Source organism: Pseudoalteromonas sp. MMG006 (genome assembly GCF_018101025.1).
Lineage (GTDB): Bacteria > Pseudomonadota > Gammaproteobacteria > Enterobacterales > Alteromonadaceae > Pseudoalteromonas.
Genome location: NZ_JAGJEJ010000001.1, coordinates 222,229 through 247,119 on the forward strand (window position 1 = coordinate 222,229; position 24,891 = coordinate 247,119).

At 40.1% G+C, this 24,891-nt stretch carries 19 protein-coding genes and 1 tRNA gene; 13 read left to right on the top strand and 7 right to left on the bottom strand.

Going from position 1 to position 24,891, the window contains the following annotated elements; translation table 11 throughout:
- The first annotated feature begins 7 nt into the window (after positions 1–7).
- On the top strand, positions 8–985 hold the full coding sequence (locus J8L73_RS00985; protein WP_211014285.1) for a sensor domain-containing diguanylate cyclase: 978 nt from the start codon (positions 8–10) through the stop codon (positions 983–985).
- Between the two features lie 83 nt (positions 986–1,068).
- Here J8L73_RS00985 and J8L73_RS00990 read toward each other — a convergent pair whose 3' ends face one another.
- Entirely contained in the window at positions 1,069–2,025 is a 957-nt protein-coding gene (locus tag J8L73_RS00990) for a hypothetical protein (protein WP_211014287.1), read from the bottom strand.
- 523 nt (positions 2,026–2,548) lie between these two features.
- Between J8L73_RS00990 and J8L73_RS00995 the strand changes: the two genes are divergently transcribed.
- Entirely contained in the window at positions 2,549–5,428 is a 2,880-nt protein-coding gene (locus J8L73_RS00995) for a pitrilysin family protein (protein WP_211014289.1), read from the top strand.
- A 110-nt stretch (positions 5,429–5,538) separates the two neighbouring features.
- Here J8L73_RS00995 and J8L73_RS01000 read toward each other — a convergent pair whose 3' ends face one another.
- Together J8L73_RS01000 and J8L73_RS01005 are read right to left on the bottom strand one after the other, a co-directional pair.
- Entirely contained in the window at positions 5,539–5,859 is a 321-nt protein-coding gene (locus J8L73_RS01000; protein WP_210999115.1) for a helix-turn-helix transcriptional regulator, read from the bottom strand.
- 4 nt (positions 5,860–5,863) lie between these two features.
- The gene (locus tag J8L73_RS01005) at positions 5,864–6,271 is read right to left on the bottom strand and encodes a hypothetical protein (RefSeq protein WP_211014598.1); all 408 of its coding nucleotides are present in this window, start codon (positions 6,269–6,271) and stop codon (positions 5,864–5,866) included.
- A gap of 345 nt (positions 6,272–6,616) precedes the next feature.
- Between J8L73_RS01005 and cysE the strand changes: the two genes are divergently transcribed.
- Positions 6,617–7,435 (top strand): serine O-acetyltransferase, encoded by an 819-nt coding sequence (gene cysE, locus J8L73_RS01010; RefSeq protein WP_210999116.1) that lies wholly within the window; start codon positions 6,617–6,619, stop codon positions 7,433–7,435.
- Between the two features lie 36 nt (positions 7,436–7,471).
- Positions 7,472–8,158: a hypothetical protein gene (locus tag J8L73_RS01015; protein WP_211014291.1), complete on the top strand. Its 687-nt coding sequence runs from the start codon at positions 7,472–7,474 to the stop codon at positions 8,156–8,158.
- A gap of 12 nt (positions 8,159–8,170) precedes the next feature.
- Here J8L73_RS01015 and xseA read toward each other — a convergent pair whose 3' ends face one another.
- Positions 8,171–9,511, bottom strand: a complete 1,341-nt coding sequence (gene xseA / locus J8L73_RS01020) for an exodeoxyribonuclease VII large subunit (RefSeq protein WP_211014293.1) — start codon at positions 9,509–9,511, stop codon at positions 8,171–8,173.
- Positions 9,512–9,646: 135 nt separating this feature from the next.
- Between xseA and guaB the strand changes: the two genes are divergently transcribed.
- Both guaB and guaA read left to right on the top strand, forming a co-directional pair.
- Entirely contained in the window at positions 9,647–11,116 is a 1,470-nt protein-coding gene (gene guaB, locus J8L73_RS01025; protein WP_058547183.1) for an IMP dehydrogenase, read from the top strand.
- 98 nt (positions 11,117–11,214) lie between these two features.
- The gene (gene guaA, locus J8L73_RS01030) at positions 11,215–12,792 is read left to right on the top strand and encodes a glutamine-hydrolyzing GMP synthase (RefSeq protein WP_149593635.1); all 1,578 of its coding nucleotides are present in this window, start codon (positions 11,215–11,217) and stop codon (positions 12,790–12,792) included.
- A 106-nt stretch (positions 12,793–12,898) separates the two neighbouring features.
- Here guaA and J8L73_RS01035 read toward each other — a convergent pair whose 3' ends face one another.
- A complete protein-coding gene (locus J8L73_RS01035; protein WP_211014294.1) occupies positions 12,899–14,488 on the bottom strand; it encodes a BCCT family transporter in 1,590 nt (529 codons plus the stop codon).
- A gap of 424 nt (positions 14,489–14,912) precedes the next feature.
- Here J8L73_RS01035 and J8L73_RS01040 point away from each other — a divergent pair.
- From J8L73_RS01040 to rimI, 3 genes are all read left to right on the top strand, one after another.
- Positions 14,913–14,989 (top strand) — tRNA-Trp (locus J8L73_RS01040).
- A gap of 64 nt (positions 14,990–15,053) precedes the next feature.
- Positions 15,054–15,353, top strand: coding sequence for a hypothetical protein (locus J8L73_RS01045; RefSeq protein WP_211014296.1), 300 nt, complete (start codon positions 15,054–15,056; stop codon positions 15,351–15,353).
- Entirely contained in the window at positions 15,340–15,807 is a 468-nt protein-coding gene (gene rimI, locus J8L73_RS01050; RefSeq protein WP_211014298.1) for a ribosomal protein S18-alanine N-acetyltransferase, read from the top strand. Before J8L73_RS01045 ends, rimI begins: the two co-directional genes overlap by 14 nt.
- A 55-nt stretch (positions 15,808–15,862) precedes the next feature.
- On the opposite strand, the gene J8L73_RS01055 is transcribed toward rimI, so the two are convergent.
- Positions 15,863–18,529, bottom strand: coding sequence for a hybrid sensor histidine kinase/response regulator (locus J8L73_RS01055; RefSeq protein ID WP_211014300.1), 2,667 nt, complete (start codon positions 18,527–18,529; stop codon positions 15,863–15,865).
- A 494-nt stretch (positions 18,530–19,023) separates the two neighbouring features.
- Between J8L73_RS01055 and prfC the strand changes: the two genes are divergently transcribed.
- The 4 genes from prfC (at position 19,024) to J8L73_RS01075 (ending at position 24,226) form a co-directional block, all read left to right on the top strand.
- The gene (gene prfC, locus J8L73_RS01060; RefSeq protein WP_211014302.1) at positions 19,024–20,613 is read left to right on the top strand and encodes a peptide chain release factor 3; all 1,590 of its coding nucleotides are present in this window, start codon (positions 19,024–19,026) and stop codon (positions 20,611–20,613) included.
- Between the two features lie 62 nt (positions 20,614–20,675).
- Positions 20,676–22,418 (top strand): arginine--tRNA ligase, encoded by a 1,743-nt coding sequence (gene argS / locus J8L73_RS01065; RefSeq protein WP_211014304.1) that lies wholly within the window; start codon positions 20,676–20,678, stop codon positions 22,416–22,418.
- Positions 22,419–22,807: 389 nt separating this feature from the next.
- Positions 22,808–23,446, top strand: coding sequence for a pyridoxamine 5'-phosphate oxidase (gene pdxH / locus J8L73_RS01070; RefSeq protein ID WP_210999125.1), 639 nt, complete (start codon positions 22,808–22,810; stop codon positions 23,444–23,446).
- 12 nt (positions 23,447–23,458) lie between these two features.
- Positions 23,459–24,226 (top strand): TatD family hydrolase, encoded by a 768-nt coding sequence (locus tag J8L73_RS01075; RefSeq protein WP_211014306.1) that lies wholly within the window; start codon positions 23,459–23,461, stop codon positions 24,224–24,226.
- Here J8L73_RS01075 and J8L73_RS01080 read toward each other — a convergent pair.
- Complete coding sequence (locus J8L73_RS01080; RefSeq protein ID WP_211014308.1) at positions 24,193–24,813, bottom strand: AhpA/YtjB family protein; 621 nt, start codon at positions 24,811–24,813, stop codon at positions 24,193–24,195. The genes J8L73_RS01075 and J8L73_RS01080 overlap by 34 nt on opposite strands.
- Positions 24,814–24,891 lie beyond the last annotated feature (78 nt).

The window sequence follows — 24,891 nt, forward strand, 5'->3', positions numbered from 1 at the left end:
TAAAGTTATGTTTGAAACAGATCAATGGGCATTTTCGGGAGTCGATGGGCAAATATCACTGCACAAATGGCAAAAGACCATTGATCTTATTACGGGGCTGTTTTCGGCTCCGTCTGGTTATATAGTACAGGCAACTAGCAAAGGCTACCGGGTTGTTATTAGAAGTAACGAAGGCGGCTCCAACTTTGAAACTAACTCAATACTCCCTCCACAAACTCCTCTTTTTTGCAGATACGTAGCGGAAAATAACAATACTTTATATGTTAACGATGCCTGCAATAATGAGCAATGGAATACCATGCCTGAGGTTATTGAAGATGGCGTTCAATCATACCTAGGATTACCCATTCATTGGCCCGAAGGTGATGTGTTTGGCACGCTATGCTTAAAAGACACAAAACAAACTAGTTATACCGATGAGTATTTTGAGCTAATAGAGCAGCTTCGCGACTTGATTGAAGACGATTTAGCGCTTATTTATAGCTTTGAGCAAATGCGCGAAATAGCCATGCTTGATCCACTTACAAACATTTATAACCGCCGCGCACTTACCTTGCTAGCTCAGCAAAAGCTTAACTTAGCACTGCGTTTAGGCTTTGACGTATGCTGCTTGTTTATTGATATAAACGATTTTAAAAAATTAAACGATACCTGCGGCCATGAAGTAGGCGACAAAGCGTTAATTATTTTGGCTAATACCCTAAAAACACATTTAAGAGGTGCCGATATAGTAGGGCGTTTAGGCGGCGACGAATTTGTTGCAGTAATGCAGGTAAGCGATAAGAGTAAAATTAGCTACATCATAGATAAAATATCCTCTGAGTATTCAAAAGCTTTACTCAAAGAAGACGTTTGCGATTTATCGCTCAGCATAGGTTATAGCTTTACGAACAAACAAAAGCAGCCTTTTGAAGCGTTATTAAATGATGCAGACCAAGCCATGTATAAAAATAAACAAGCGTATAAGCAGCTTAAAAAAACTTAACAATAAAAGCAGTACACTTAATCATAGCGATAAAAAAGCAAGCCATTAGGCTTGCCAAAAAGGGTGTGGATTTAGTTTAGCGTTTAGGCGATTTGTTTTTCGGCTAGGTTTAATTCCATAATGGCTTTTAATAAACGGTATAGGTTTATTGATGCGTCAATTTCTTCTTTACGGTTTGTTAAGCTTTCAATATTTAAGCCTAGTGGCACGTCTAGGTGCGCACAGCTTTTAAGTATTAAGTCGAGGTTTTCGCGGCAAATACGTACAGATTCACTTAATGTGTTTTCTGCATCAAGCATGCGCCATTTAGTAGCCTCAGGCACTGAGATACCCAACCACTGCATAAACTCTAAGGTTTTTTCGCCGCCGCACGGGGTAAACGTTAAAATAAGTCGTTTTGGTGCAATGCCTTGTGCTTTACAGGTACGCGCGTAGCTGGTGATTAAATCAATTGTGGCTTGGGCATCGTAAACAGCTTGCGATATAAAAAATTGGCAACCCTGTGCTGTTTTTTCTATTAAGCGTTCATGCTCATTTCGTTTACTTGAATGGCGCTCTGCTATGGTAACGCCCCCTAAAAAGAAGTCATCACTTTGCTCAGCCAGTGCTTTATAGGCATCGGGTAAGCTTAGCTTTATATCGCCTACCGATGATGGACTACCCACTAACACGACATTTTTTAAATCGTAGTCGTTTTTAGTTTCGCTTAGCCAATCTTTAAATTCGCCAACGCCACGCTGCGCTACACTTTTATAGGTAATTACATCTTGAGCAGATAAATTACGTAGTAAATGGCTGTACTCTCGCGGGTCTACAGTTTGCTTAAACGGAAATGGGCGAGCTTGATTAGTTCGGCTGCTTTCATCTTGAATGTCGTAAATTATTACGCCATCGTATTCAATTTCGTGCAAGCGGCCTAATAGCTTCTCTGCAATGGTTTTTAATTGCGCTTTATCGGTGCCAATTTTAGGCGGGGTAGTACCAATAAGATAAACACCTTGTTTGGTATCTTCTATTTTTTCTTGAAGTGATAAAGCCATAATCCTCATTCCAGCTTAGTCCAATGTATGTAATTTAATATAGCAGCCATTTAGACGTCTAGATAGATTTATTTAATGAAAGTTTTTCAACTTGGTTGAATTATATTCATACTAATAATTTATTAAACAGGCTGATTGACACAGTTGTTTACATAAAAAATGGGCTAAAACTCTTACATTTACTCGCTTTAAGGCATAATCGAGGGTGAGTTAGGGTCTGTTGATCTTTGCGGATTAAATTTGTTCAAACTAGGGGTTATTTAATCGCGACGCGAGATTTGTAACCTAGTGGGCTAAGTCAAAACCGAGCAACAAAGAGTAAATAGCCCCTAGGAAGAACCCTTTGGGCAGTGCCTATTTGGCATTAATGCTACGTTATCGCCTATTTATGGGGAATAACCACACTACATAGGCTCTGCCTTGCCTAAATACCAAACAGACTACTGCAAATTTAACCTTGAAAGATCAACAGGCCCTGGTAATAACCTAACAATAAATTTGCTCAATTTAAAAAGGGATAACAATGAAATTTAAATTATTAGCAACAAGCTTAGCGGTAACGCTTGCCTTAACTGGCTGCGTGACACAGCAAAGCGAAAACATGCAAACAGCACAACAACAGCAAACAACAAAAGCTGATGAGCGTGTATTTTCGCAAGAATACTTGATTGAAGAGCTAGATAACGGCTTACGTGTAATGGTAGTTAAAACCGATTACCCAGATGTAGTTTCGCTGCAAATTCCGGTATCGGTTGGTTCGCGTAATGAAGTCAAAGAAGGTAAAACCGGTTTTGCTCACTTTTTTGAGCACATGATGTTCAAAGGTTCTAAAAAGTTCCCGCAAGACGAATACACTGCCGTATTTAAAAATGCAGGCGTAGATAACCGTGCTTACACCACCAATGATTACACAAACTACCATTTAAACTTTTCAAAGCAGCATCTTGATAAAGTACTTGAAATTGAAGCCGATATTTTTCAAAACCTTACTTACACTGAAGAGCAATTTAGAACCGAAGCGCTTACAGTTAAAGGTGAGTATTTAAAAAATAACGCCAGTCCTATACGTAAATTGTTAAGTGCTGTACGCGAAGAAGCTTTTGACAAACATACCTATAAACATACCACTATGGGCTTTTTTGAAGATATAGAAGCCATGCCAGATCAAATGGCATACGGTAAAGAGTTTTTTGATAAGTTTTACAAGCCTGAATATGTATCGCTAGTAATAGTGGGTGATGTTGACCCTAAGGCCACAATGGCAATGGTTAAAAAGCATTGGGGAGACTGGAAAAAAGGCGATTACGTTGCCGATATAAAAGCTGAGCCAAAGCAGCAAGCACCTAAATATATACATGAGCAAAACGAAGCATTACCAGGGCATTGGTTACTTGTATCATATAAAGGTGCGCCATGGGAGCCTGCCAAAAAAGACAGGGCGGCACTTGATTTAATCTCGCAGCTTTATTTTTCAAACAACTCAGATTTATACCAAGAGCTTGTTGTTGATAAACAAATAGCGAGTCAAATGTTTACCTACAATCCAGAAACAAAAGATCCTGGTTTATTACATGTGTTTGTAAAAGTAGAAAACGCGGATGATTTAGCAAAAGCACGTGATGCAATTAACCGCACTTATGCTAAAGCGCGCACTGAGCTTGTAGATAGCCAAACGCTAAGCGATTTAAAGTCTAACCTTAAATACAGTTTTATTAATGGCTTAGATTCGTCTCAAGCGATTGCATCAACCCTTGCAAGATACATGCATTTTGAGCGCGATCCAGAGGTTATTAATCAGCTTTATAAATCGTCCGACAACATAACCACTGAGGACATAAAAGCTGTTGCGAATAAATACTTTGTAGATAACTCGCGTACCACCGTGACTATGTCGGCACTTGATAAAGCCCCAGGGTTTGCAAAAGAGGCTGACTTAAGTGCTGTAGTTGCAAAGCTTGAACAAGCACCAGAGGCACCGGTATTTAAAGTACTTGATAAAACCAATAGCTCACCACTTATTGATGTAAACTTTTTATTTAATACAGGTGCAGCCGCAGACCCTCAAGGTAAAAAAGGTGTAGCCGCGCTCACCGCCGCTATGCTTGCTCAAGGTGGTTCGCAAAGTACGAGTTACAAAGAAATTCAAAAAGCGCTTTATCCGCTTGCGGGCAGCTTTGGTTATCAGATAGATAAAGAAATGCTGTCATTCCAAGGGCGTATTCATAAAGATAATGCAGCAACGTGGTACGCACTTATAAGCGAGCAACTGCTTAACCCAGGTTTTAGAGACGATGACTTTAAACGCCTTAAAAAAGAAATGATCGACGGTATAAAGTCGGGCTTAAAAGCATCTAACGATGAAGAGCTAGGTAAAGAAGTACTTTACAGTACGCTTTACAAAGGCCACCCATACGAAAGCTACAACTACGGTGATATTTCTGATTTAGAAGCCCTTACGCTTGATGATGTAAAAGCATTTTACAAAAGCGAGCTTACTCAATCTAAACTAACACTTGGCTTAATTGGCGCAGTGCCTAAAGCACTTAAAGCGAATATTATAAGCGACTTGGCAACCTTACCTAAAGGTGAGCAAAGCCGTTTAAGTATTCCTGATGCACCAGAACTTAAAGGTCATCACGCAACGATTGTTGAAAAGTCGGCGCAATCTACCGCGGTATCGTTTGGTTTCCCAATTGATACTATTCGTAGCAGCGAAGATTGGACCGCCCTTTGGCTTGTGCGTTCGTACTTTGGTGAGCATCGTAGTTCTAACTCATACCTGTATGAGCGAATTCGTCAAACACGTGGTATGAACTACGGCGATTACTCGTACATTGAATACTTCCCGCGTGGGATGTTTCAAACTAAGCCCGATGCGAATTTAGGACGCTCTGAGCAAATATTTCAAATTTGGTTGCGCCCGCTGCGCTCGAATAACGATGCACACTTTGCAACGCGTACTGCGCTGTTTGAGCTTGATAAACTTATTAAAAACGGCTTAACCGAAAAAGACTTTGAAGCAACACGTAACTTTTTAATTAACTACGTGCCGCAGCTTGTAGCAAGTCAAAACCGTCAGTTAGGGTATGCACTTGATAGCGACTTTTACAACACAGAGTCGTTTGTAAAATATGTGACAAGTAAGCTTGAAAAACTAACGCTTGCTGATGTTAATCGCGTGATAAAAGATAACCTGCAAACCGATAATGTCCAGTACGTGTTTATTACCGGTGATGGCGAAGACATGAAAAAGCGTTTAGCGTCAGAGCAAACCTCGCCAATGGTTTACAACACAGAAAAACCAGCAGAACTTGTGGCTGAGGATAAAGTAATCGCTGATTATAAATTAGCAATTCCGGCTAACAATATTGAAGTAATGAAAGTCGATAAAGTATTTCAATAATTTAAGTGGTTTAAACTATCTTTAAGCGTATAAAAAATGCCTCAGAGCCTAAAGCTCTGGGGCATTTTTATATTAACACTTTAAGCGAAAGCATAGGCTTGTTATTACAATCATAAGCTCGTTATGAATAACATACAGCCAACACCGAGTGTAAAGCTAATTAAAGAGCTTATAGCAATAGCGACAATAAACTTTTTCGTTGATTGGGCTTTAACCGCTTCATTCACTTCTAAGTCGTCCAGTTTTATAAGCTCGCCTTGGCGCACTTCAAATACTGCGCATAAAGCCATTGTGGTTTCTTTTGATGCCGCACCTTCTTTTTCTACACGCTGAACGGTACGTAAGCTTACATCGCAGGCATCAGCAAGTTGCTGTTGCGTCCAATTAAATTGCTGCCTAAGTGTTTTTATTGTTTTAGGGTTAAGTTGCATGTGTTTATTTACCTACCACTAAGTCAATTAGCGTAAAGGTTAAATGCGCACCTAAGTACCCAGCAAGTACACTGGCGGTAAAAAAGAGAACGGCTCTTTTCGGATCTTTAATAAAAGGAAGTACAGTTTGTTCTTGCTGCTTTATTTGCTCATTATTTTTAAAAAAAGTACATTCAAGCTTACCAGTGATAATATTTAGCATGTGATATTTAACTTGGTAGTTATGTTCTTTAAACTCAAAACTATGCGTGCTTTTTCTACCAACGCTACGCTTACTACTAACTAACTCATCGTTTATAAATACTTCTTCTTTTCCAGTAAAGTAACTCCCAAAACAGGCTATTTGATTGTCGCCATCTTGAAAGTAAAATTTATATCCTAATTTTTTTGTATTTAATATATCGTTTTTCATCATCGTTATCCTTGTTGAGTTGATGATGCTAATTTAGCGTTTGCTTTTGTTTTTTTCGCCGTCAGTGGTACGCCAGTGGGCATTTTGGCATATGACAGGTATGCTGTCATGTGTTGTTAGTTTATGATTTTAAATAACTTATTTTATTTTTATAATGTATTGGTAATTTTAACTACTGTCGTATAAATTAATTTAAAAAAATAGATAAGTACATTTAATTGTACTTCTGATTGTTAGTTATACCTAATAACCAGAACAAATAACTAAGGCGTTAACACCTTCGGCTTTAAATCCGTTAAACTTAGTAAAGGCTCTTTTTATATCAATTTAAGGCAGTGTAGTATTATGCGTCATGAAATTTGGCAACAGCTTCGTAGTGAAGCAAATGAAGTCGTAACTCGCGAACCACTTTTAGCAAGCCATGTGTATTCATGCATTTTGAATCATGAGTGTTTAGGTTCGGCGCTAAGCTTTATTGTTGCTAATAAATTGGCAGATGCAGTGGTCTCTGCATTTACTATTCGTGAGCTATTCGATCAAGCGTTTGTAAAATGTGACCGGATGCTTTCTTTTGTTGCCGAAGATATCAAAGCAGTGAAAGACCGCGACCCCGCTGCGGAAACGCATCTTACCGTGATGTTAAACCTAAAAGGTTTTCATGCTATTCAGGCGCACCGTTTGGCCAATTGTTTATGGCAACAAAATCGCAGAGAGTTAGCGCGTTTTATTCAAAGCCGTACTTCTGAGGTGTTTGGCGTAGATATACACCCTGCTTGTAAAGTTGGTAAAGGGATAATGTTTGACCACGCAACAGGTATTGTTATAGGTGAAACGGCAGTCATTGAAGATAATGTATCAATACTTCAATCGGTAACACTTGGCGGTACAGGTAATGAGCAAGGTGATCGTCATCCTAAAATTAGAGCCGGTGTGCTTATTGGTGCAGGTGCAAAAGTACTTGGCAATATTGAAGTGGGCGAGGGCGCTCGCATTGGTGCCGGTTCAGTGGTTTTAACAGCTGTACCGCCACATACTACTGCTGTTGGCGTACCAGCTAAAATTGTAGGCAAGCCGGAATGTCCCTGTCCGGCGCAAAGTATGAACCAAAACTTTTTATCTAACCCAGAGCCTGAGAATGAATCCCATACCAGTGCAATGCTATGATATGTAATAGATAAATAAAACTTAAAAGGAATTAAGATGAGCAAAAATAGTTTGTTAACTTTAGGTATTGGGTTTATTACTGGTGTAGGTTTAACTTGGGGGTATTTTAGCTTAGCTCCAAATGATTTAGAGCCTGCGAAGTTACAGCAAAGTGATACTCTTTTGCAAAAACCTTATGCTCAGCAGATAAAAAGTAACGAAGTAACAGCAAACAATGCAGTACAAGATGTTACTGAACAAGTCGTTAGTTTAGAGCAAAATAAAAATAGCTCATTCACTAATCCTGAAACGCAAGAGCTTGATGAACTACCTTTAGAAGAGCAAGTTGTGCAACTTAAGCAACAACTTGCCGAGCAAAAATCAGCACTTAAAAGTGTTTTGAAGCAAATGAGAGGCCCTTCAGATTTTGAGAAAATCTTACGTGATAAATTCGAGAGCCAAACACGTGATGAAGAGTGGGCTTACAATACGGAAATGGCACTACAAGATTTTTTATTAACAGCAGATTTAGCAATTATTCCTGATGTTGTTAGCGCAAAATGTAAAACGACGGTATGTGAATTTGAACTTGCCGCACCCGCTGATAACGATGCATTTGGGAGTACTCAATGGCGTGAGCTAAACGACAAGTTGATGAAACAAGAGTTTTGGAAACAATTTGTAAGTTCTACATCTACATCAAGCGATACTAAGCTTAGCTTGTTACTAAGCACAGAGCTTTAAACTGTATCAGTATTAAGTAATAGGTATGACCTGTGATTCTACAGAGCCATCGGCAAGCTCTGTAATTATCACATCGCCTGTTTTAATTTGTCCCACCGATTTAACCACTTTGCCTTGTTGTGTTTTAGTGATGCTATAGCCGCGCGCTAAAACATTAAGCGGGCTTACCGATTCCAGCTTACTTGCTTGTAATGCTAGGCTATTATTGGCTTGTTGTAACTGTTGTTGTATAGCTTGGTTTAACCTTGCTTGTAATTGCGACAATTGATGAGAAGCTTGTGCTAGCTTTTTATCGGGCGATTGACGCATTAAGCGCGGCGTTAAATTATTGAGTGTGCGTTCTTGCTCATATAAACGGTTTCGCATAGCTTGTTGCAAGGCAATACTTAATTCATCTAATCGTTGTGCCTTTTGATTTAGCTGATTGCGTGGATGGCACAAGTTAAGACGGTGCTGAAGTTGCGTAGCAAGTGCGCGTTTATCAGCAATATCGTGTTTAAAAGCATTATTTAAACGGTTAATGAGCTGTGTTACTTTGTTGTGTAGCTCTTGCGTGTTAGGGCTTACAAGTTCAGCTGCCGCTGATGGAGTAGCAGCCCGTAAATCGGCTACATAGTCGCTTATGGTTGTGTCTATTTCATGGCCTACAGCGCTTATAACGGGCAGCTCGCTTTGATAAATTGCGCGCGCAAGTTGCTCGTGATTAAAGCACCATAAATCTTCAAGTGATCCGCCGCCGCGCCCTAAAATAAGCACGTCTACCTCATTGCGCGCATTTGCCAGCTCTATTTGATTAATTAAATGCACATGCGCTTCTTTGCCTTGCACCATTGCAGGATAAATTATGACTTCTAATTGCGGTGCACGGCGTTTAAGTACAGTTAAAATATCTTTTATTGCAGCGCCGGTGGCTGAGGTTATTACACCAATACGGTTTATATTTTGCGGTAGTGGTTTTTTGTACGCTGAGCTAAATAACCCCTCGGCGGCTAAGCGCATTTTTAGTGCATCAAACTCTTGCTTAAGCTGACCTTCTCCTGCAGGCTCCATATGTTCAACAATAAGTTGGTAATCACCTCTAGGTTCATAAAGTGAAACGCGTGCTTTAACGGTGACTTGTGCGCCATTGGCAGGGCGGTAGCTTTGGTTGCGATTATTCCCTCGCCACATAGCAGCCTTAATTTGCGCTTTATCGTCTTTTAACGAAAAATACCAATGCCCAGATGCAGGGGTAATAAAGTTAGAAATTTCACCCGTGAGCACTAAAGATGCAAAGCCTTGCTCAAGCACTGTACGAATTTCTCTGTTAAGGCGTGAAACGGTGTAAACCGTCTGCGAAGGCTTCGAAAACATAAAAAACAACCTAAAATTATTTATGAGGCAAGTTTATCATAAATAATTGCGAAATATTATTTACGAATGCTCAGAACGCTGTTAAAATTTGGCCGCAATTCCTTATCTTAGATCCACATGTGAGAAGTTGCCAAAATGCTTAGAATTGCTAAAGAAGCTCTTACCTTTGATGACGTACTTTTAGTACCTGGTCATTCTACTGTTTTGCCACACACGGCAAATATTTCAACTCGCTTAACGCGTGGTATCAAACTTAACTTGCCGCTTATTTCAGCATCTATGGATACTGTTACAGAAGCACGTTTAGCTATTGCCCTTGCGCAGGAAGGCGGTCTTGGTTTTATCCACAAAAACATGACCATCGCAGAACAAGCGAAAAATGTTCGTAAAGTTAAAACCTACGAAGCGGGTATTGTATCTTACCCTGTAACAGTAACTGCAGACTTAACTATTGCAGACGCTGTTGAGCTTTCTCAGGAAAAGGGTTTTTCAGGCTTTCCTGTTACCGATAGCAACAATGTACTTGTTGGTATTGTAACAAGCCGTGACATGCGTTTTGAAACTAAGCTAGAGCAGCCAGTTTCTACTGTTATGACTAAAAAAGAAAAGCTTGTAACTGTTAAAGAGGGTGCCTCTCGCGAAGAGATTTTAGGTTTAATGCATGAACACCGCATTGAAAAAATCTTAGTGGTAGACGATGCGTTTAAACTTAAAGGCATGATCACAGTAAAAGATTACCAAAAAGCACAAGATAAACCAGATGCATGTAAAGATGACCAAGGTCGTTTACGTGTAGGTGCTGCGGTTGGTGTTGGCGCAGGCACTGATGAGCGTATTGCTGCATTAGTTGAAGCGGGTGTTGATGTTTTACTTATCGATACTTCTCATGGTCACTCTCAGGGGGTTATTGACCGTGTATCGCAAACTCGTCAAGCATACCCAGATTTACAAATTATTGCGGGTAACGTAGCGACAGCAGAAGGTGCTATTGCCCTTGCAGATGCAGGCGTTGATGCAGTAAAAGTAGGTATCGGCCCTGGTTCAATTTGTACTACACGTATTGTAACGGGTTGTGGCGTTCCACAAATTACGGCTATTTCTGACGCAGTTGAAGGCCTAAAGGGCCGCGACATTCCAGTAATTGCTGATGGCGGTATTCGTTTTTCTGGCGATATAGTTAAAGCCCTTGTTGCGGGTGCATCGTGTGTAATGGTGGGCTCAATGCTTGCTGGTACTGAAGAGGCGCCTGGCGAAGTTGAGTTATATCAAGGTCGTTACTACAAATCATACCGTGGTATGGGTAGTTTAGGTGCGATGGATCAAAAAGAAGGTTCATCAGATCGTTACTTCCAAAAATCAAACCAAGCTGACAAGTTAGTACCAGAAGGTATTGAAGGTCGCGTAGCTTACAAAGGGCCTATTGCAACGATTATTCATCAGCAAGTAGGCGGTCTTCGTAGTGCAATGGGTTTAACCGGTTGTGCAACGATTGAAGAGCTTAATACAAAACCTCAGTTTGTACGTGTTACATCTGCTGGTATGGGTGAGTCGCACGTACATGATGTGCAAATTACCAAAGAAGCACCAAATTACCGCTTAGGCTAAGCGCGTAATTAACAATTTATTGGGCTTGCTTTGCAAGCCCTCTTTTTAGTCGTTTACATTAACAAACGGCATTTAGCATCTACTTTACGAGATACTCCATGAGCAAAGATATTCACGATTCACGAATTCTCATTTTAGACTTTGGTTCACAATACACTCAGCTAATTGCGCGTCGTATACGCGAAATTGGTGTTTATTGTGAGCTGTGGGCATGGGATGTGACTGAAGAGCAAATTCGCGAGTTTAACCCACAAGGTATCATTCTTTCTGGTGGCCCAGAATCAACAACACTTGAAAACAGCCCGCGCGCTCCTGAGTATGTGTTTAATGCAGGCGTTCCTGTATTAGGCATTTGTTACGGCATGCAAACAATGGCCGCTCAACTTGGCGGTAGCGTTCACAGCTCTGATAAAAAAGAGTTTGGTTACGCGCAAGTTGAAAAGGTAGGCAATTGTGCATTGTTTGATGCAATTGAAGATCATATTACCGATGGCGGCAACGGCGTTTTAGACGTATGGATGAGTCACGGCGATAAAGTTATGGAAGTACCAGCAAGCTTTAGCACAACAGCTAAAACACCAACGTGTCCGCATGCTGCTATGTCTAACGAAGAAAAGCGTTTTTACGGCGTACAATTTCACCCAGAAGTAACTCACACTCACCAAGGGCAACGTTTACTTGAACGTTTTGCAATTGATATTTGTGGTTGTGAAAAGCTATGGACGCCTGCAAAAATTATTGATGATGCCATTGAGCGTATCAAAGACACTGTTGGCGATGATGAAGTTATTTTAGGCCTATCAGGTGGTGTTGATTCATCGGTTGTGGCGATGCTTATTCACCGCGCAATTGGCGATAGGCTAACATGTGTATTTGTTGATAATGGCTTACTTCGTTTAAACGAAGGTCAGCAAGTTATGGACATGTTTGGTAATAAATTTGGGCTAAACATTGTAAAAGTTGACGCTGAAGATCAATTTTTAGCTGACTTAGCGGGAAAATCAGACCCAGAAGATAAACGTAAAGCTATCGGCCACACGTTTATTAATGTATTTGATGAGCAATCTAAAAAGCTTAAAAATGCTAAATGGTTAGGCCAAGGTACTATTTACCCAGACGTAATCGAGTCTGCAGCATCTGCTACAGGTAAAGCGCACGTTATTAAATCTCACCACAATGTGGGCGGATTACCAGATGACATGAAAATGGGTCTCGTTGAGCCACTTCGTGAGTTATTTAAAGATGAAGTACGTAAAATTGGTTTAGAGTTAGGTTTACCGTACGACATGCTTTACCGCCACCCATTCCCTGGTCCTGGTTTAGGTGTACGTGTACTTGGTGAAATTAAAAAAGAGTACTGTGATTTACTTCGCCGTGCTGATGCTATTTTCATTGAAGAGCTACACAAAGCTGATCTTTACCATAAAGTAAGCCAAGCGTTTACTGTGTTCTTACCTGTTAAATCGGTAGGGGTTATGGGTGATGCACGTAAATACGATTGGGTTGTGTCACTTCGTTGTGTTGAGACTATTGATTTTATGACGGCGCGTTGGTCACATTTACCTTATGAGTTTTTAGGTGTGGTTTCTAACCGTATCATTAACGAAATTGACGGTATTTCACGCGTTGTTTACGATATTTCTGGTAAACCACCTGCAACTATTGAGTGGGAATAATACCAAATAAGTAAGCTTACTTTGCTGAGCTTATTATTGCACATTAAAAAGCCCGTTTATTAAACGGGCTTTTTTACGCGCTAATGTTAGCTCTTAGCTTTTAATTTTAACGCTTAGTTTTTGGCTCTAATTCAGTCAGCAGCCCTTTTACAAGGCTTACGCTGCCAAACAGCAAAATAAACGTAAAAGGCAGCGCAGCAATAATGGTTATATACTGTAGTGCCTGAATAGACTCAGTACCACCAATCCAAAGCATAAGCATTGCAATAACTCCGGCAATATTTGCCCATACTAGCTTTTGCTTTATTGGTACTTCGAGCTTCCCGCCTGATGTAAGGCTGTCAATTACTATAGAGCCAGAATCAAGTGTGGTTACAAAGAATATAATTATTAATGCTACAGCTAAAAGTGAAAGCGCGGTACCAAAAGAGTACGCATCAAGCATATAAAATAAGCTAAGTGACACATCGGTAATCCCTTTATCGGCGCCGAGTACGCCAATTTCATTTATAACTTGATCAATAGCCACACCGCCAAACACCGACATCCACGCAGTGGTAACTAAAGTGGGGATAAAAAGTACATAGACTAAAAATTCGCGTATGGTACGCCCTTTAGAAATGCGCGCTACAAACATACCAAAACATGGTGCATAAGCCACCCACCAAGCCCAATAGAACACAGTCCAACCGTGAAGCCACTGCGTATCTTCTCGACCGGTGCTAGAACTCAGCGGAATAATATTTTTTACGTAGCCTATTACTGCTGTGTAGGCTGAATCAAGTACAGTAGTAAAGTTTAAAACAAAAACAAGTGCTAAAAACACAATAGCAATGCCCATATTTATATTACTGAGCAATTTAACGCCGCCATCCATACCACGCACAATAGATAAAATAGCTAAGCCCATTATTAGTAAAATAATACCTTGTTGTAATAATAATGAATTTTCGAACCCTAAAACATGGCTTATGCCACTAGCCGCTTGCGATCCTCCTAGGCCTAGCGATGTAGCAAGGCCAAAAAGAGTAACCAACACAGCCATAACATCTATAACATCACCGAGTTTACCCCATACTCTATCGCCAAAAAGCGGGTAAAACACTGAGCGCATAGAAAGCGGTAAACCTTTGTTATAAACAAAGTACGCTAAGCACAGTGCGGTCATGCCATAAATAGCCCATGCATGAAGCCCCCAGTGAAATACCGTTGCCCCTAAGGCCATTTCTCGGCCTTGTTCAGTAAAGGGCTCAGCATTTAGCGGTGTACCAAACCAGTTAGTGTAAAACGCGGTAGGCTCAGCCACACCCCAAAAAATAAGGCCAATACCCATACCTGCTGCAAACAGCATAGAGATCCAAGAAAGGGTAGAGTATTCCGTCTTTGCTTTATCGCCTCCTAATCTAATTTTACCAAGCGGTGAAGCTGCTATGCCTATTGCAAATAGTAGGAGTATGTTTGCGCCCCACATAAATACGTAGTCAAAGTTTGTTAGAGCTGCATTTTTTATTGTGTTAATAGCGTCTTTAGCTTCGCTAGGTGAGAGGGCAAGTAGAGTAATAATAAATAGTAGAGATAATCCAATAGAAACGGAAAACACATTACTATGAATATCCATGCCCCATTTACTAACATTATCTTGACCTACTTGATAATCGGTTGAGTCGATACTGTATTTTTTTGATTTAAACTTCATATAACGTGGCGTGAACTATTAGCTAAGCTAATAGTAAAGCTCCTCCATATTTGCAGTGTAAATGATCCGCGAAAGTAAGATACATGATGAAATATGTAATTAGGTGATAAGGCGCGGATCCCCTAGGATTAAAATCGTACCACAAATGCTAATAATGTTATTGAATTGTTTATGCTCTTTGGTCTAATAAATTTACAAATTATTTTTGCGCTATTGCGACTATTAGTTATGCATAGCTAAAGAATAGCCCATATACCCCGACTAAAATAAGCTGTGCTTTAAGGTATTTAATTTATGAAACAAGTTAAATACACTGTATTTGTGTGCTAATTCATCGTTTTGCCTATTTTAAAAGCAGTTAAACTAAAAAAGTGATTTTTTGCTTTACCTTTTCTCAAAGGTCTCTATAATTCGTCGACATTGCAGGGGCGTAGTTCCAATTGGTAGAACAGCGGTCTCCAAAACCGACGGTTGGGAGTTCGAATCTCTCCGCCCCTGCCATTTCTTCTTTACATCGTTTTTATTACTTCATATATTGTTCAAGTGTTTAATTTACTGAGTTGTTATGCATCCACGTTACGCAGCTATTTTTGGTATAGAAAACCTCGAACTAAATCAGCATTATCGTCCAAACAATACTAATGCTACTTCAGCGCCTATACAAAGTACTGAGCCTTTAACGCTTAATAAGCAGTTATTTACTGATATAAAGCTAAGTGCCCAACCTATGGTTATTAATAGTGTGCTTAAAGGCAGTGAGATGCAGTTAACTGATGATAAGCTTACATTGCCAACCGAACAGCTCAGTGCTAATGATAAACGCGCTTTATGGGCTTTAATGAGTAAACACCTTGATAAACTTTAATGCCGTAGATGAAAGTGCTATTGAACAATTAATGGCAATTGAAACTGCTTGCCATAGCCACCCTTGGACGCTTAAAACAATGAGTTCATGTATGGGAGGACGCTACTTTAACTTAGCGGCGTTTGATAAAAACACATTAGTGGGTTTTTATATTGGTGAAAAAGCGGGGCCTGATTTTACACTTATGGATATTTGTGTAACACCAAGTCAGCAAGGTAAGGGTATTGCTAGGCAGTTGCTTAGCCTGTTTATTGAATATGGCGAGCAGCAAAACGCAGAAAACTTATTTTTAGAAGTTAGAGAGTCAAATAATCGCGCAATTGCTTTGTACGAGCGTGCTGGCTTTATAGAAATGTCTGTGCGTAAAAACTATTACCCAAGTGACAATCCCGCTAAAAATGGCTTTGAAGATGCTATTTTAATGGGGATGGCGTTAAGTTTAGGCTTTTCGTAACCTATAAACAAATAACGCTTCCCGTATGTATTTCAGAAGCTATACCTGTACTAACTTATCTTACCTTATCTTTTGTAGCTTGCTCTATAGCGTTTATTAAATCGCTTACTAACTCATTTCTAGGTACTTTGTTGTTACTTTTTAGGTTTTCTTCAAGCGCTGCTGCACTGTGGTAAATGTCGTCAAAGTTAAAACAACCTGAGCTACCTTTTATGCTATGCGCTATTGTTCTTAACGCTTCCCAATCATCAGTGTGTTGTAAAGCTTTAACTTCTTCAAGATGAGCAGGTAAATTAGCTAAGTAATTATCAGCAATTTGCTGAAATTTCTCACTTTTTAATAAGCTATCCCATTTATTTTGATTATCTTTTTCAAGGTTTAGGTAACTTACTAGTACGTTTTCTAGGGCATCTTTGTCTATAGGTTTAGCTAGTGCTTTGTCGCAACCAGCCTCTAGGTAAGTGCCTATATCATGGTTCATTACATTAGCTGTAAGGGCAATTATAGGGCCGTCGTACGCTGCATGGCGTAGCATTTTTGTGGCTTCTAAGCCGCCCATTACCGGCATTTGCATGTCCATAATAATAAGCTGATAGTCGTTAACTAATGCCATTTCTACTGCTTGCGCACCATTATTAGCTATATCGGGTTCAAGACCCCAAGTTTGCAGTAGCAGTTTGATTAGTAACTGGTTATCTGGGTTATCTTCCGCCACTAATATATTGGCATCAAAACTGTTTGTAGCAAACGATAAAAACGGGTCTTTTTCTGGCACAAGTTGGCTTTGCTGTGTTAAAAACTCAAGCATTGGTTGATCGTCTGAGAGCTTACATGCCACGGTGATTGTAAAGCGGCTACCAACGCCCACCTCGCTTTCAAGCGTTACATCGCCGCCAAGTAGCTGTGCTAAATTTTTAGAAATACATAAGCCTAACCCAGTGCCACCAAATCGACGAGTAGTTGTCGCATCAGCTTGTTCAAACGGTTTAAATACTCGCTCTATTTGATGCTCAGACATACCAATGCCGGTGTCGTTAATTACAAACTCAAGCTTTTGGCTAGCTTCTAAATAATGAACACAAATAGACACGCTGCCTTGCTCAGTAAATTTAACTGCGTTATTAGCAATGTTTATAAGTATTTGCTTTAAGCGGGTCACATCGCTGTAGATAGTTCGTGGAAGTGGCAGATCGTACCTTACGTTTAGCGTTAGCTGTTTTTCTTGCGCTAAGGGCTCAATTATCGATTCGATGTCGTGCACTAGCTGCACCACATTTAGTGCCGATTGATCAACAGCGAGTTTTTCAGCTTCAATTTTTGATAAATCGAGTATGTTATTTATAAGCTCTAATAGATGTTTTGAGTTTCGTAAAATAGTGCTTAAATGTTGTTTGTCATTAGCTACTTTATCGTTATGTAAAAGTTGCTCTGTAAAGCCCATAATAGCGGTAAGCGGAGTGCGTATTTCATGGCTCATATTTGCTAAAAAGCGACTTTTAAGCTGGTTTGCTTGCTCGGCTTGCCCAATAGCAAGCTCTAATTGACTATTCATTGCCTCAAGCGCTTTTGTACGGCTTTCTACCTTGTCTTCAAGATGATGTTTATATTCTTCAAGCTGCTGCTGGTAATGCCTAATTTGATTAACCATGTGGTTAAAGTCGTTAAACAATACGCCTACTTCATCGTTGGTATGGGCAGGTAAATGCACTGATAAATCACCGTCACCTACGCGATGGCTGGCAGCACCTAATAGCTCAATAGGGTTAAGTAATAAATTACGTACTACTACAAAAATTAAAATAGGTAGGGTAATCACCGATATAATAACAATTAAGCCGGTAATAAGGCTTATGGCTTTACCCGATTGGTAAAGTACGCCTTTAGGAATAGTAGAAACATAATAATAACCACCGGGCATTTGCACGGCAAAAATCATTCGCTCAATTTTATCAATGCTTGAAAGCTCAATAGTCGAAAGCATACCTATATCGGCCAAGCTATGTACCTGTTCAAGCTCGTACTCACTAATATATTGGCCGCGCATGTTGTAGTCAGAGCTAAATAAAATCTTACCGTCTTTGGTAAGCATTAAATTAAGGGTGTTGTTATATGGGGCTTCTAAAATACTGGTATTAAGTATTGAAGGCTCTACATGTATAACAATAAAGCCAAGTTGTTGTGGGCGTTTTAAATAGTAATCAACACTATAAATTCGCTGTATAAAGTACAAACTTGTGCTGCCATCGTCCTTTTGAATCATAAACTGCTGTTTACTTAAATTACTTTGCAGCACTTTATTAAAAAAAGGGTAACTTTTAGGCGCAGTGGTTAGGTTATTAGAGTAATACGCATCACTTCTGCCACTGGCAGAGACCAAATTAATACTAATAATGTCAGGATAGGCTTCGCTGTAGCTGGCAAATACATCCATTAAAGCGCCAAGTCTGCGGGTATGATCCCCGTTAGCTCTAATATCATTTGTTAAAAAATCACTAAGTACTGGCGAGGTAGAAAGTAGCTTTGCTGTCGAGTGAAAAGAGTCAATGTAGTTAAATATTTTTTGCTGTTGCTGTTCAACAAAACGGCTCATTATTAAATCAGCTTGTTTTTGTGTTGAATTAGTTACATTGGTGAGCGTAAAGCCACCTAAAAAGAGCAAAGGTAAAATAACCAAGGGGGTTATATACCATAATAATCTAATACTTAACTTACTGGTTTTCATGACCAAACTACTTATCCTCCGTGCAATCTATCAATAATATGCGTTACGACTTTATTACACAAGCTTATAGCGGTCTCGATGGCTGAAATATAACCAGCTATAAAAGTTAATCACTTAGTACAAGGGATGTTTTATTTTTTGTAACATACTGAAAGTAAGTTGTTAATTTAAAAATAAAAGTAAATTTTTGCCTGACTATTAATTCATAGATGTTTAAATTATTAGCTTTCAATCATTTTTAATCGTTCTTAAGTTAAGTGAGTCATTTCGATTTATTACAAAGCCAAGATATTTTTATGTTAGATAGCACACTTTTATACCGACTCCTGTTACAATTGCCACTATTAAAAAATTAGCTATATGGCGTTAATTGTTGTCAATTTATTCATACTAAATTGCTCAAAGCCCAGTTAATAACGATCAACTTAACGGGTTGCCCTGCATACACTTAGCGTTATGCATGTAACTTGGTATCAAACTAAAAGAACTTATTAATGGCAGACCAGAATATTATCAACGAAATTAGCAAGCGAAGGACTTTTGCAATCATATCGCATCCGGATGCTGGTAAAACTACCATCACCGAAAAAGTACTTTTGTTCGGACAAGCGATTCAAAAAGCCGGAACTGTAAAAGGCCGTGGCTCTAATCAGCATGCAAAGTCTGACTGGATGGAAATGGAAAAAGAGCGTGGTATATCGGTTACTACCTCAGTAATGCAGTTTCCATATAATAATGCGCTGGTTAATTTACTTGATACCCCTGGACACGAAGATTTCTCAGAAGATACTTATCGTACTCTTACCGCAGTAGATTCGTGCTTAATGGTTATTGATGCCGCAAAAGGTGTAGAAGAACGTACTCGTAAACTTATGGAAGTTACGCGCTTACGTACTACCCCTATTGTTACCTTTATGAATAAGTGTGACCGTGATATTCGTGACCCAATGGAACTACTCGATGAAGTAGAAACAGAGCTAAACATTGCCTGTGCACCTATTACGTGGCCAATTGGTTGTGGTAAAGAGTTTAAAGGTGTTTACCATATTCATAACGACGAAGCAGTTTTGTACAAAACAGGCCAAGGTCATACTATTCAAGAAGTACGTACAGTAAAAGGCCTTGATAACCCAGAGCTTGATACTGCCATAGGTGAAGAACTTGCTGAGCAACTGCGTGAAGAACTTGAGCTTGTAATTGGTGCTTCAAACGAATTTGACCTTGAATTATTTTTAGCAGGTGAACTTTCGCCAGTGTACTTTGGTACAGCTCTTGGTAACTTTGGTGTTGATCATGTACTTGATGGTTTAACACAGTGGGCCCCAACGCCATTGCCACGTGAAACAGAAGACCGCCAAGTAGTCGCAACAGAAGAGAACTTTACTGGTTTTGTATTTAAAATACAGGCCAACATGGACCCTAAACACCGTGACCGTATTGCCTTTATGCGCATTGTGTCGGGTAAATACAGCCAAGGCATGAAAATGAACCATGTACGCCTTGGTAAACAAGTCAGTATTTCTGATGCGGTAACGTTTATGGCGGGCGATCGTGAGCGTGCAGCAGATGCATTCGCAGGCGATATTATAGGCCTACATAACCACGGTACAATCCAAATTGGTGATACCTTTACACAAGGCGAAAAGCTTAAGTTTAGCGGTATTCCTAACTTTGCGCCTGAGCTGTTTCGTCGTATTCGTTTGCGCGATCCACTTAAACAAAAGCAGCTATTAAAAGGCCTAGTACAACTTTCTGAAGAAGGTGCAGTACAGGTATTTAGACCGCTTATTAATAACGATCTAATTGTAGGCGCGGTAGGTGTACTTCAGTTTGACGTAGTTGTAGCGCGCTTAAAAGCTGAGTACAACGTAGATGCAATTTACGAAGGTGTAAACGTAAATACAGCGCGCTGGGTAAGCTCAACTGACGTTAAAAAGTTTGAAGAGTTTAAGCGTAAGTGCGAAAGCAACTTAGCACTCGATGGTGGCGATAACTTAACTTACATAGCACCGAGCCGTGTAAACCTTAATTTATCGACAGAGCGTTACCCAGAAGTAACTTTTAACCATACTCGCGAAAACTAGAATCGACTGACTACAGTTAACTGAAAGCCTGCTAAGGCGGGCTTACAAAGGTAAATAATATAATGAACATTCGTACTATTTTAGTAGAAAAAGCCATTGCCGCCATGACCGCAGCAGGCCTACCTGAAGATACAAACCCAGCGGTTACACAAAGTACACGCCCACAGTTTGGTGATTACCAAATTAATGGTGCAATGGGCGCCGCTAAAAAAATGAAAAGCAACCCACGTGAGCTTGCGCAAAAAATTATTGATCAGTTAGATGTAAGCGACATTGCTGAAAAAACTGAAATTGCTGGCCCTGGTTTTATTAATATTCATTTAAAGCCTGAGTTTTTAGCCAAAAGCGTAGAAGCGGCTAACAGCGATGTAAAGCTTGCCGTAAACGAGCACATTAAGCCACAAACTGTCGTGGTAGATTACTCATCGCCTAACCTTGCAAAAGAAATGCACGTAGGTCATTTACGCTCAACCATTATTGGTGATGCCATTGTACGCGCCCTTGAATTTAGAGGCGATAAAGTCATTCGTCAAAACCACATGGGCGATTGGGGCACACAATTTGGTATGCTGATTGCGCATTTAGAAGATCAAATTAGCCAAGGCGTAGATTTAGAGTCGGTAGCGCTTGCTGATTTAGAAACGTTTTACCGCGACGCTAAAAAACGTTTTGACGATGAAGAAGGTTTTGCAGATAAAGCCCGTGATTACGTTGTTAAACTACAAGGTGGCGATGCGCACTGTGAAAAACTATGGAAGCTATTTATAGCGACCTCAGTTAAGCACTCTGAAGAAGTTTACAAACGCCTAAATGTAACGCTTACTCAAGCTGATATTATGGCTGAAAGTGCTTACAACAGTGAGCTTAACGATATTATTAGCCTATTAAAAGATAAAAACATTGCTGTAGAGTCGCAAGGCGCACAAGTGGTGTTTTTAGATGAGCTTGCAAATAAAGATGGCGAGCCATCGGCGTTTATCGTGCAAAAATCAGGCGGTGGCTTTTTATATGCAACCACTGATTTAGCCGCGTGTGATTACCGCTCAAATAAATTGGGTGCTGAACGTATTTTAATATTTGTTGATGCACGTCAAAGTCTTCACTTTAATCAAGTAGAGCTTACAGCACGAAAAGCTGGCCTTTTACGCGATGAAACAAGCTATGAGTTTTGCCCGTTTGGCACCATGATGGGCGCTGATGGTAAACCATTTAAAACCCGTACCGGTGGCACTGTTAAACTGGCTGATTTACTTGAAGAATCAATTAGCCGTGCAGCTGCAAAATTAGCTGAGCGTGAGTCTGATTTATCGGATCATGATCGTAGTGAAATAGCCCGCAAAGTAGGTATTGGCGCCGTTAAATACGCTGATCTTTCTAAGCACCGTACCAGTGATTACATATTCAACTGGGACAGCATGCTAAGTTTTGAAGGCGCAACAGCACCTTACTTACAATATGCTTATACGCGTGTTCGTAGTATTTTTCGTAAATCAGGTGTCGATGCCGCTACACTAAATGCTAATGTAGTCATAGCTGAGCCGCAAGAAAAAGCGCTAGCACTTAAATTGCTGCAGCTTGAAGAAGTACTTGATTTAATGATCAACGAGGCCACTCCGCACGTATTATGTGGGTACTTGTACGAACTAGCTAGCTTATACATGACATTCTATGAAGCCTGCCCAGTACTTAAAGAGGGCGTAGAGCCAAGCGTACGTGACAGCCGTTTAGTGTTGTGTAATTTAGTGGCAGATACGCTAAAAACAGGATTGGATCTGTTAGGCATTGAAGTCATGGAGCAAATGTAGTCACCTTCTGCTTCGTGTAGTTCGCTTTAGCTGCGTTGGTAAAACTATTTAGCCTAAGTCACATACAAACCGTATGCTCCTTGGCATAAATAGCTTTACCGCCTTGCTAGCACTCCTACACTTGCAGATGATTTTAGGCTTTACTTGACGAACTTTTGTAAGTTAATCAATTTTGTAGCTGATAGCTGATAGCTGATAGCTGATAGCTGATAGCTGATAGCTGATAGCTGATAGCACCGTAGGTTGGGTTGAGTGAAACGAAACCCAACATTAACCAAGCACTAACCCAAAATATAAAATTGTTCTTATTACTGATTATTACTGATTACTATTGATTGCCTGACCTTACTTACCTACATACGCTTTAATAAACAGAGAAGGATTTGTTTATGAAACTCGAAGATATCCGCCGTGAATACTTGCAAGATGCGTTAAGCGAAGACACTTTGCAAGATGACCCATTTAAACAATTTGAAACATGGCTTGAGCATGCTGTGGGCAGTAACGTGCCTGATCCAACGGCTATGGTTGTGGCAACGGTTGATGAAACAGGGCAGCCTTCGCAGCGTATTGTATTGTTAAAACACCTTGATGATAACGGGTTTGTATTTTTTACCAATACAGGCTCTCGTAAAGCGCAAGAGCTAAAAGGTAATAATAAAATATCGCTGCATTTTCCATGGCACCATATGGAGCGCCAAGTAATTGTGTACGGCGAGGCTAAACCATTACCTACATCAGCCGTGGCAAAATACTTTTTATCACGCCCTAAAGAAAGCCAATTAGCGGCTTGGGCTTCAGCGCAAAGTAGGCCAGTGTCGTCTCGAAAAGTCCTTATGGAAACCTTTGCTAATATGAAGAGTAAGTTTGCCAAAGGTGAAATCCCATTGCCTGATTTTTGGGGCGGTTACTGCGTAGTCCCGACTAAAATAGAGTTTTGGCAAGGAGGCGCACATCGTTTACACGACCGCTTTATGTATCAACGCCAGGATGATAATAGCTGGCAAGTTACACGTTTAAACCCTTAAGCGGTTTACGCTGTGAAGTTTACAGATTCCCACTGCCATCTCGACTTTAGTGAATTTGACGCAGAGCGCGAATCACTTATAAAAGCGTGTGTTGCGAAGAGAGTTGAGCGCTTTGTTGTGCCAGGCATTAGCTTGGCCCAATCTAAACAGTTAATTAAGTTTAAAAGCAAATACCCACCAGTACATATTGCCGCAGGGCTTCATCCTTATTTTTTAGATGAGCATAAAGAACCACACTTAGCGCAGCTGTTTGATTTTGCAAAAGCAAATATTAACCAGCTGGTGGCAATAGGTGAGTGTGGGCTTGATAGAAGTATTGAAGACCTTGAAAAACAAACGCGGTTATTTGAGCAACAAATAACGATTGCCAATGAGTTAAATTTACCGTTAATTGTGCACCACAGACAAAGCCATGATTTAATTGCGCAATCGTTTAAACGCTGTAAGCCAAAATATGGTGGGGTGATACATGCGTTTTCGGGGTCACAGCAGCAAGCACATTATTATATTAAGCAGGGTTTTAAGTTAGGCGTTGGTGGGGTTATTACCTATGAGCGCGCAGCAAAAACCCGTAATGTAATTGCTCAAATAGCGCCACAACATTTAGTACTCGAAACAGACTCGCCCTCAATGCCATTAAGTGGCCACCAAGGCGAGATTAATACACCGCTTCACATTCCAAATGTGTTCAATGTACTATGCAATTTAAAGCATAGCAGCAATAAAGAGGTACTTGCTAAAGCGCTTTATGACTCTTGCTCTGAGGTTTTTTGTATATAGCGGCTAACCTGCCAACGTTTTAAACCTCGACCCAGTTGCCATGTGAAAATACACGCAATTACTAGCATTAATAAAACTTGCCTGCCTAAATCATGAAAATGATTGTGGCTGTCTGATATAGCTGCGCGCGTTAAATATGTAACTGATACAAAGCCAATGGGGCGGTCATCGTTATTTATTACAGGTTCTATAAAAGGTGTTTTAAGCTTACTAATACCAGGGGTAGAGTCGGGCAGTTGCCCAAAAACATGATGTGATTGCCAATTATCGCTACTGGCAATTAAAATACCTTGTTGATCGTAAATGGTGGCCGAAAGCACAAATTTATCTTTACTTATATCATTACAAATTGCATTGAGCTGAGGTTTGTTTTTTTCAATAAGCGGTGTTTTAACGTTTAAAGCCATAAATTTAGCTAAGCTTTGTGCTGTGTTATCGGCGCTGTCATACAATAACTGATGACTTTGAAAACTACTATTAACACCTACCGAGCTTAGTAATACAAAACAGCCAGCCGCGAGTATTAAGCGTACTAAGCGCTTTCTTTGAGATGCGGTAATAGGGTTTTTAATATGGTTATTTTTCATAGTCACCGTATATGCTGCTGACAGCATTTTGATTTGATGTTACAACTACACTAACTATAACCTTAAACCCTACCTGAT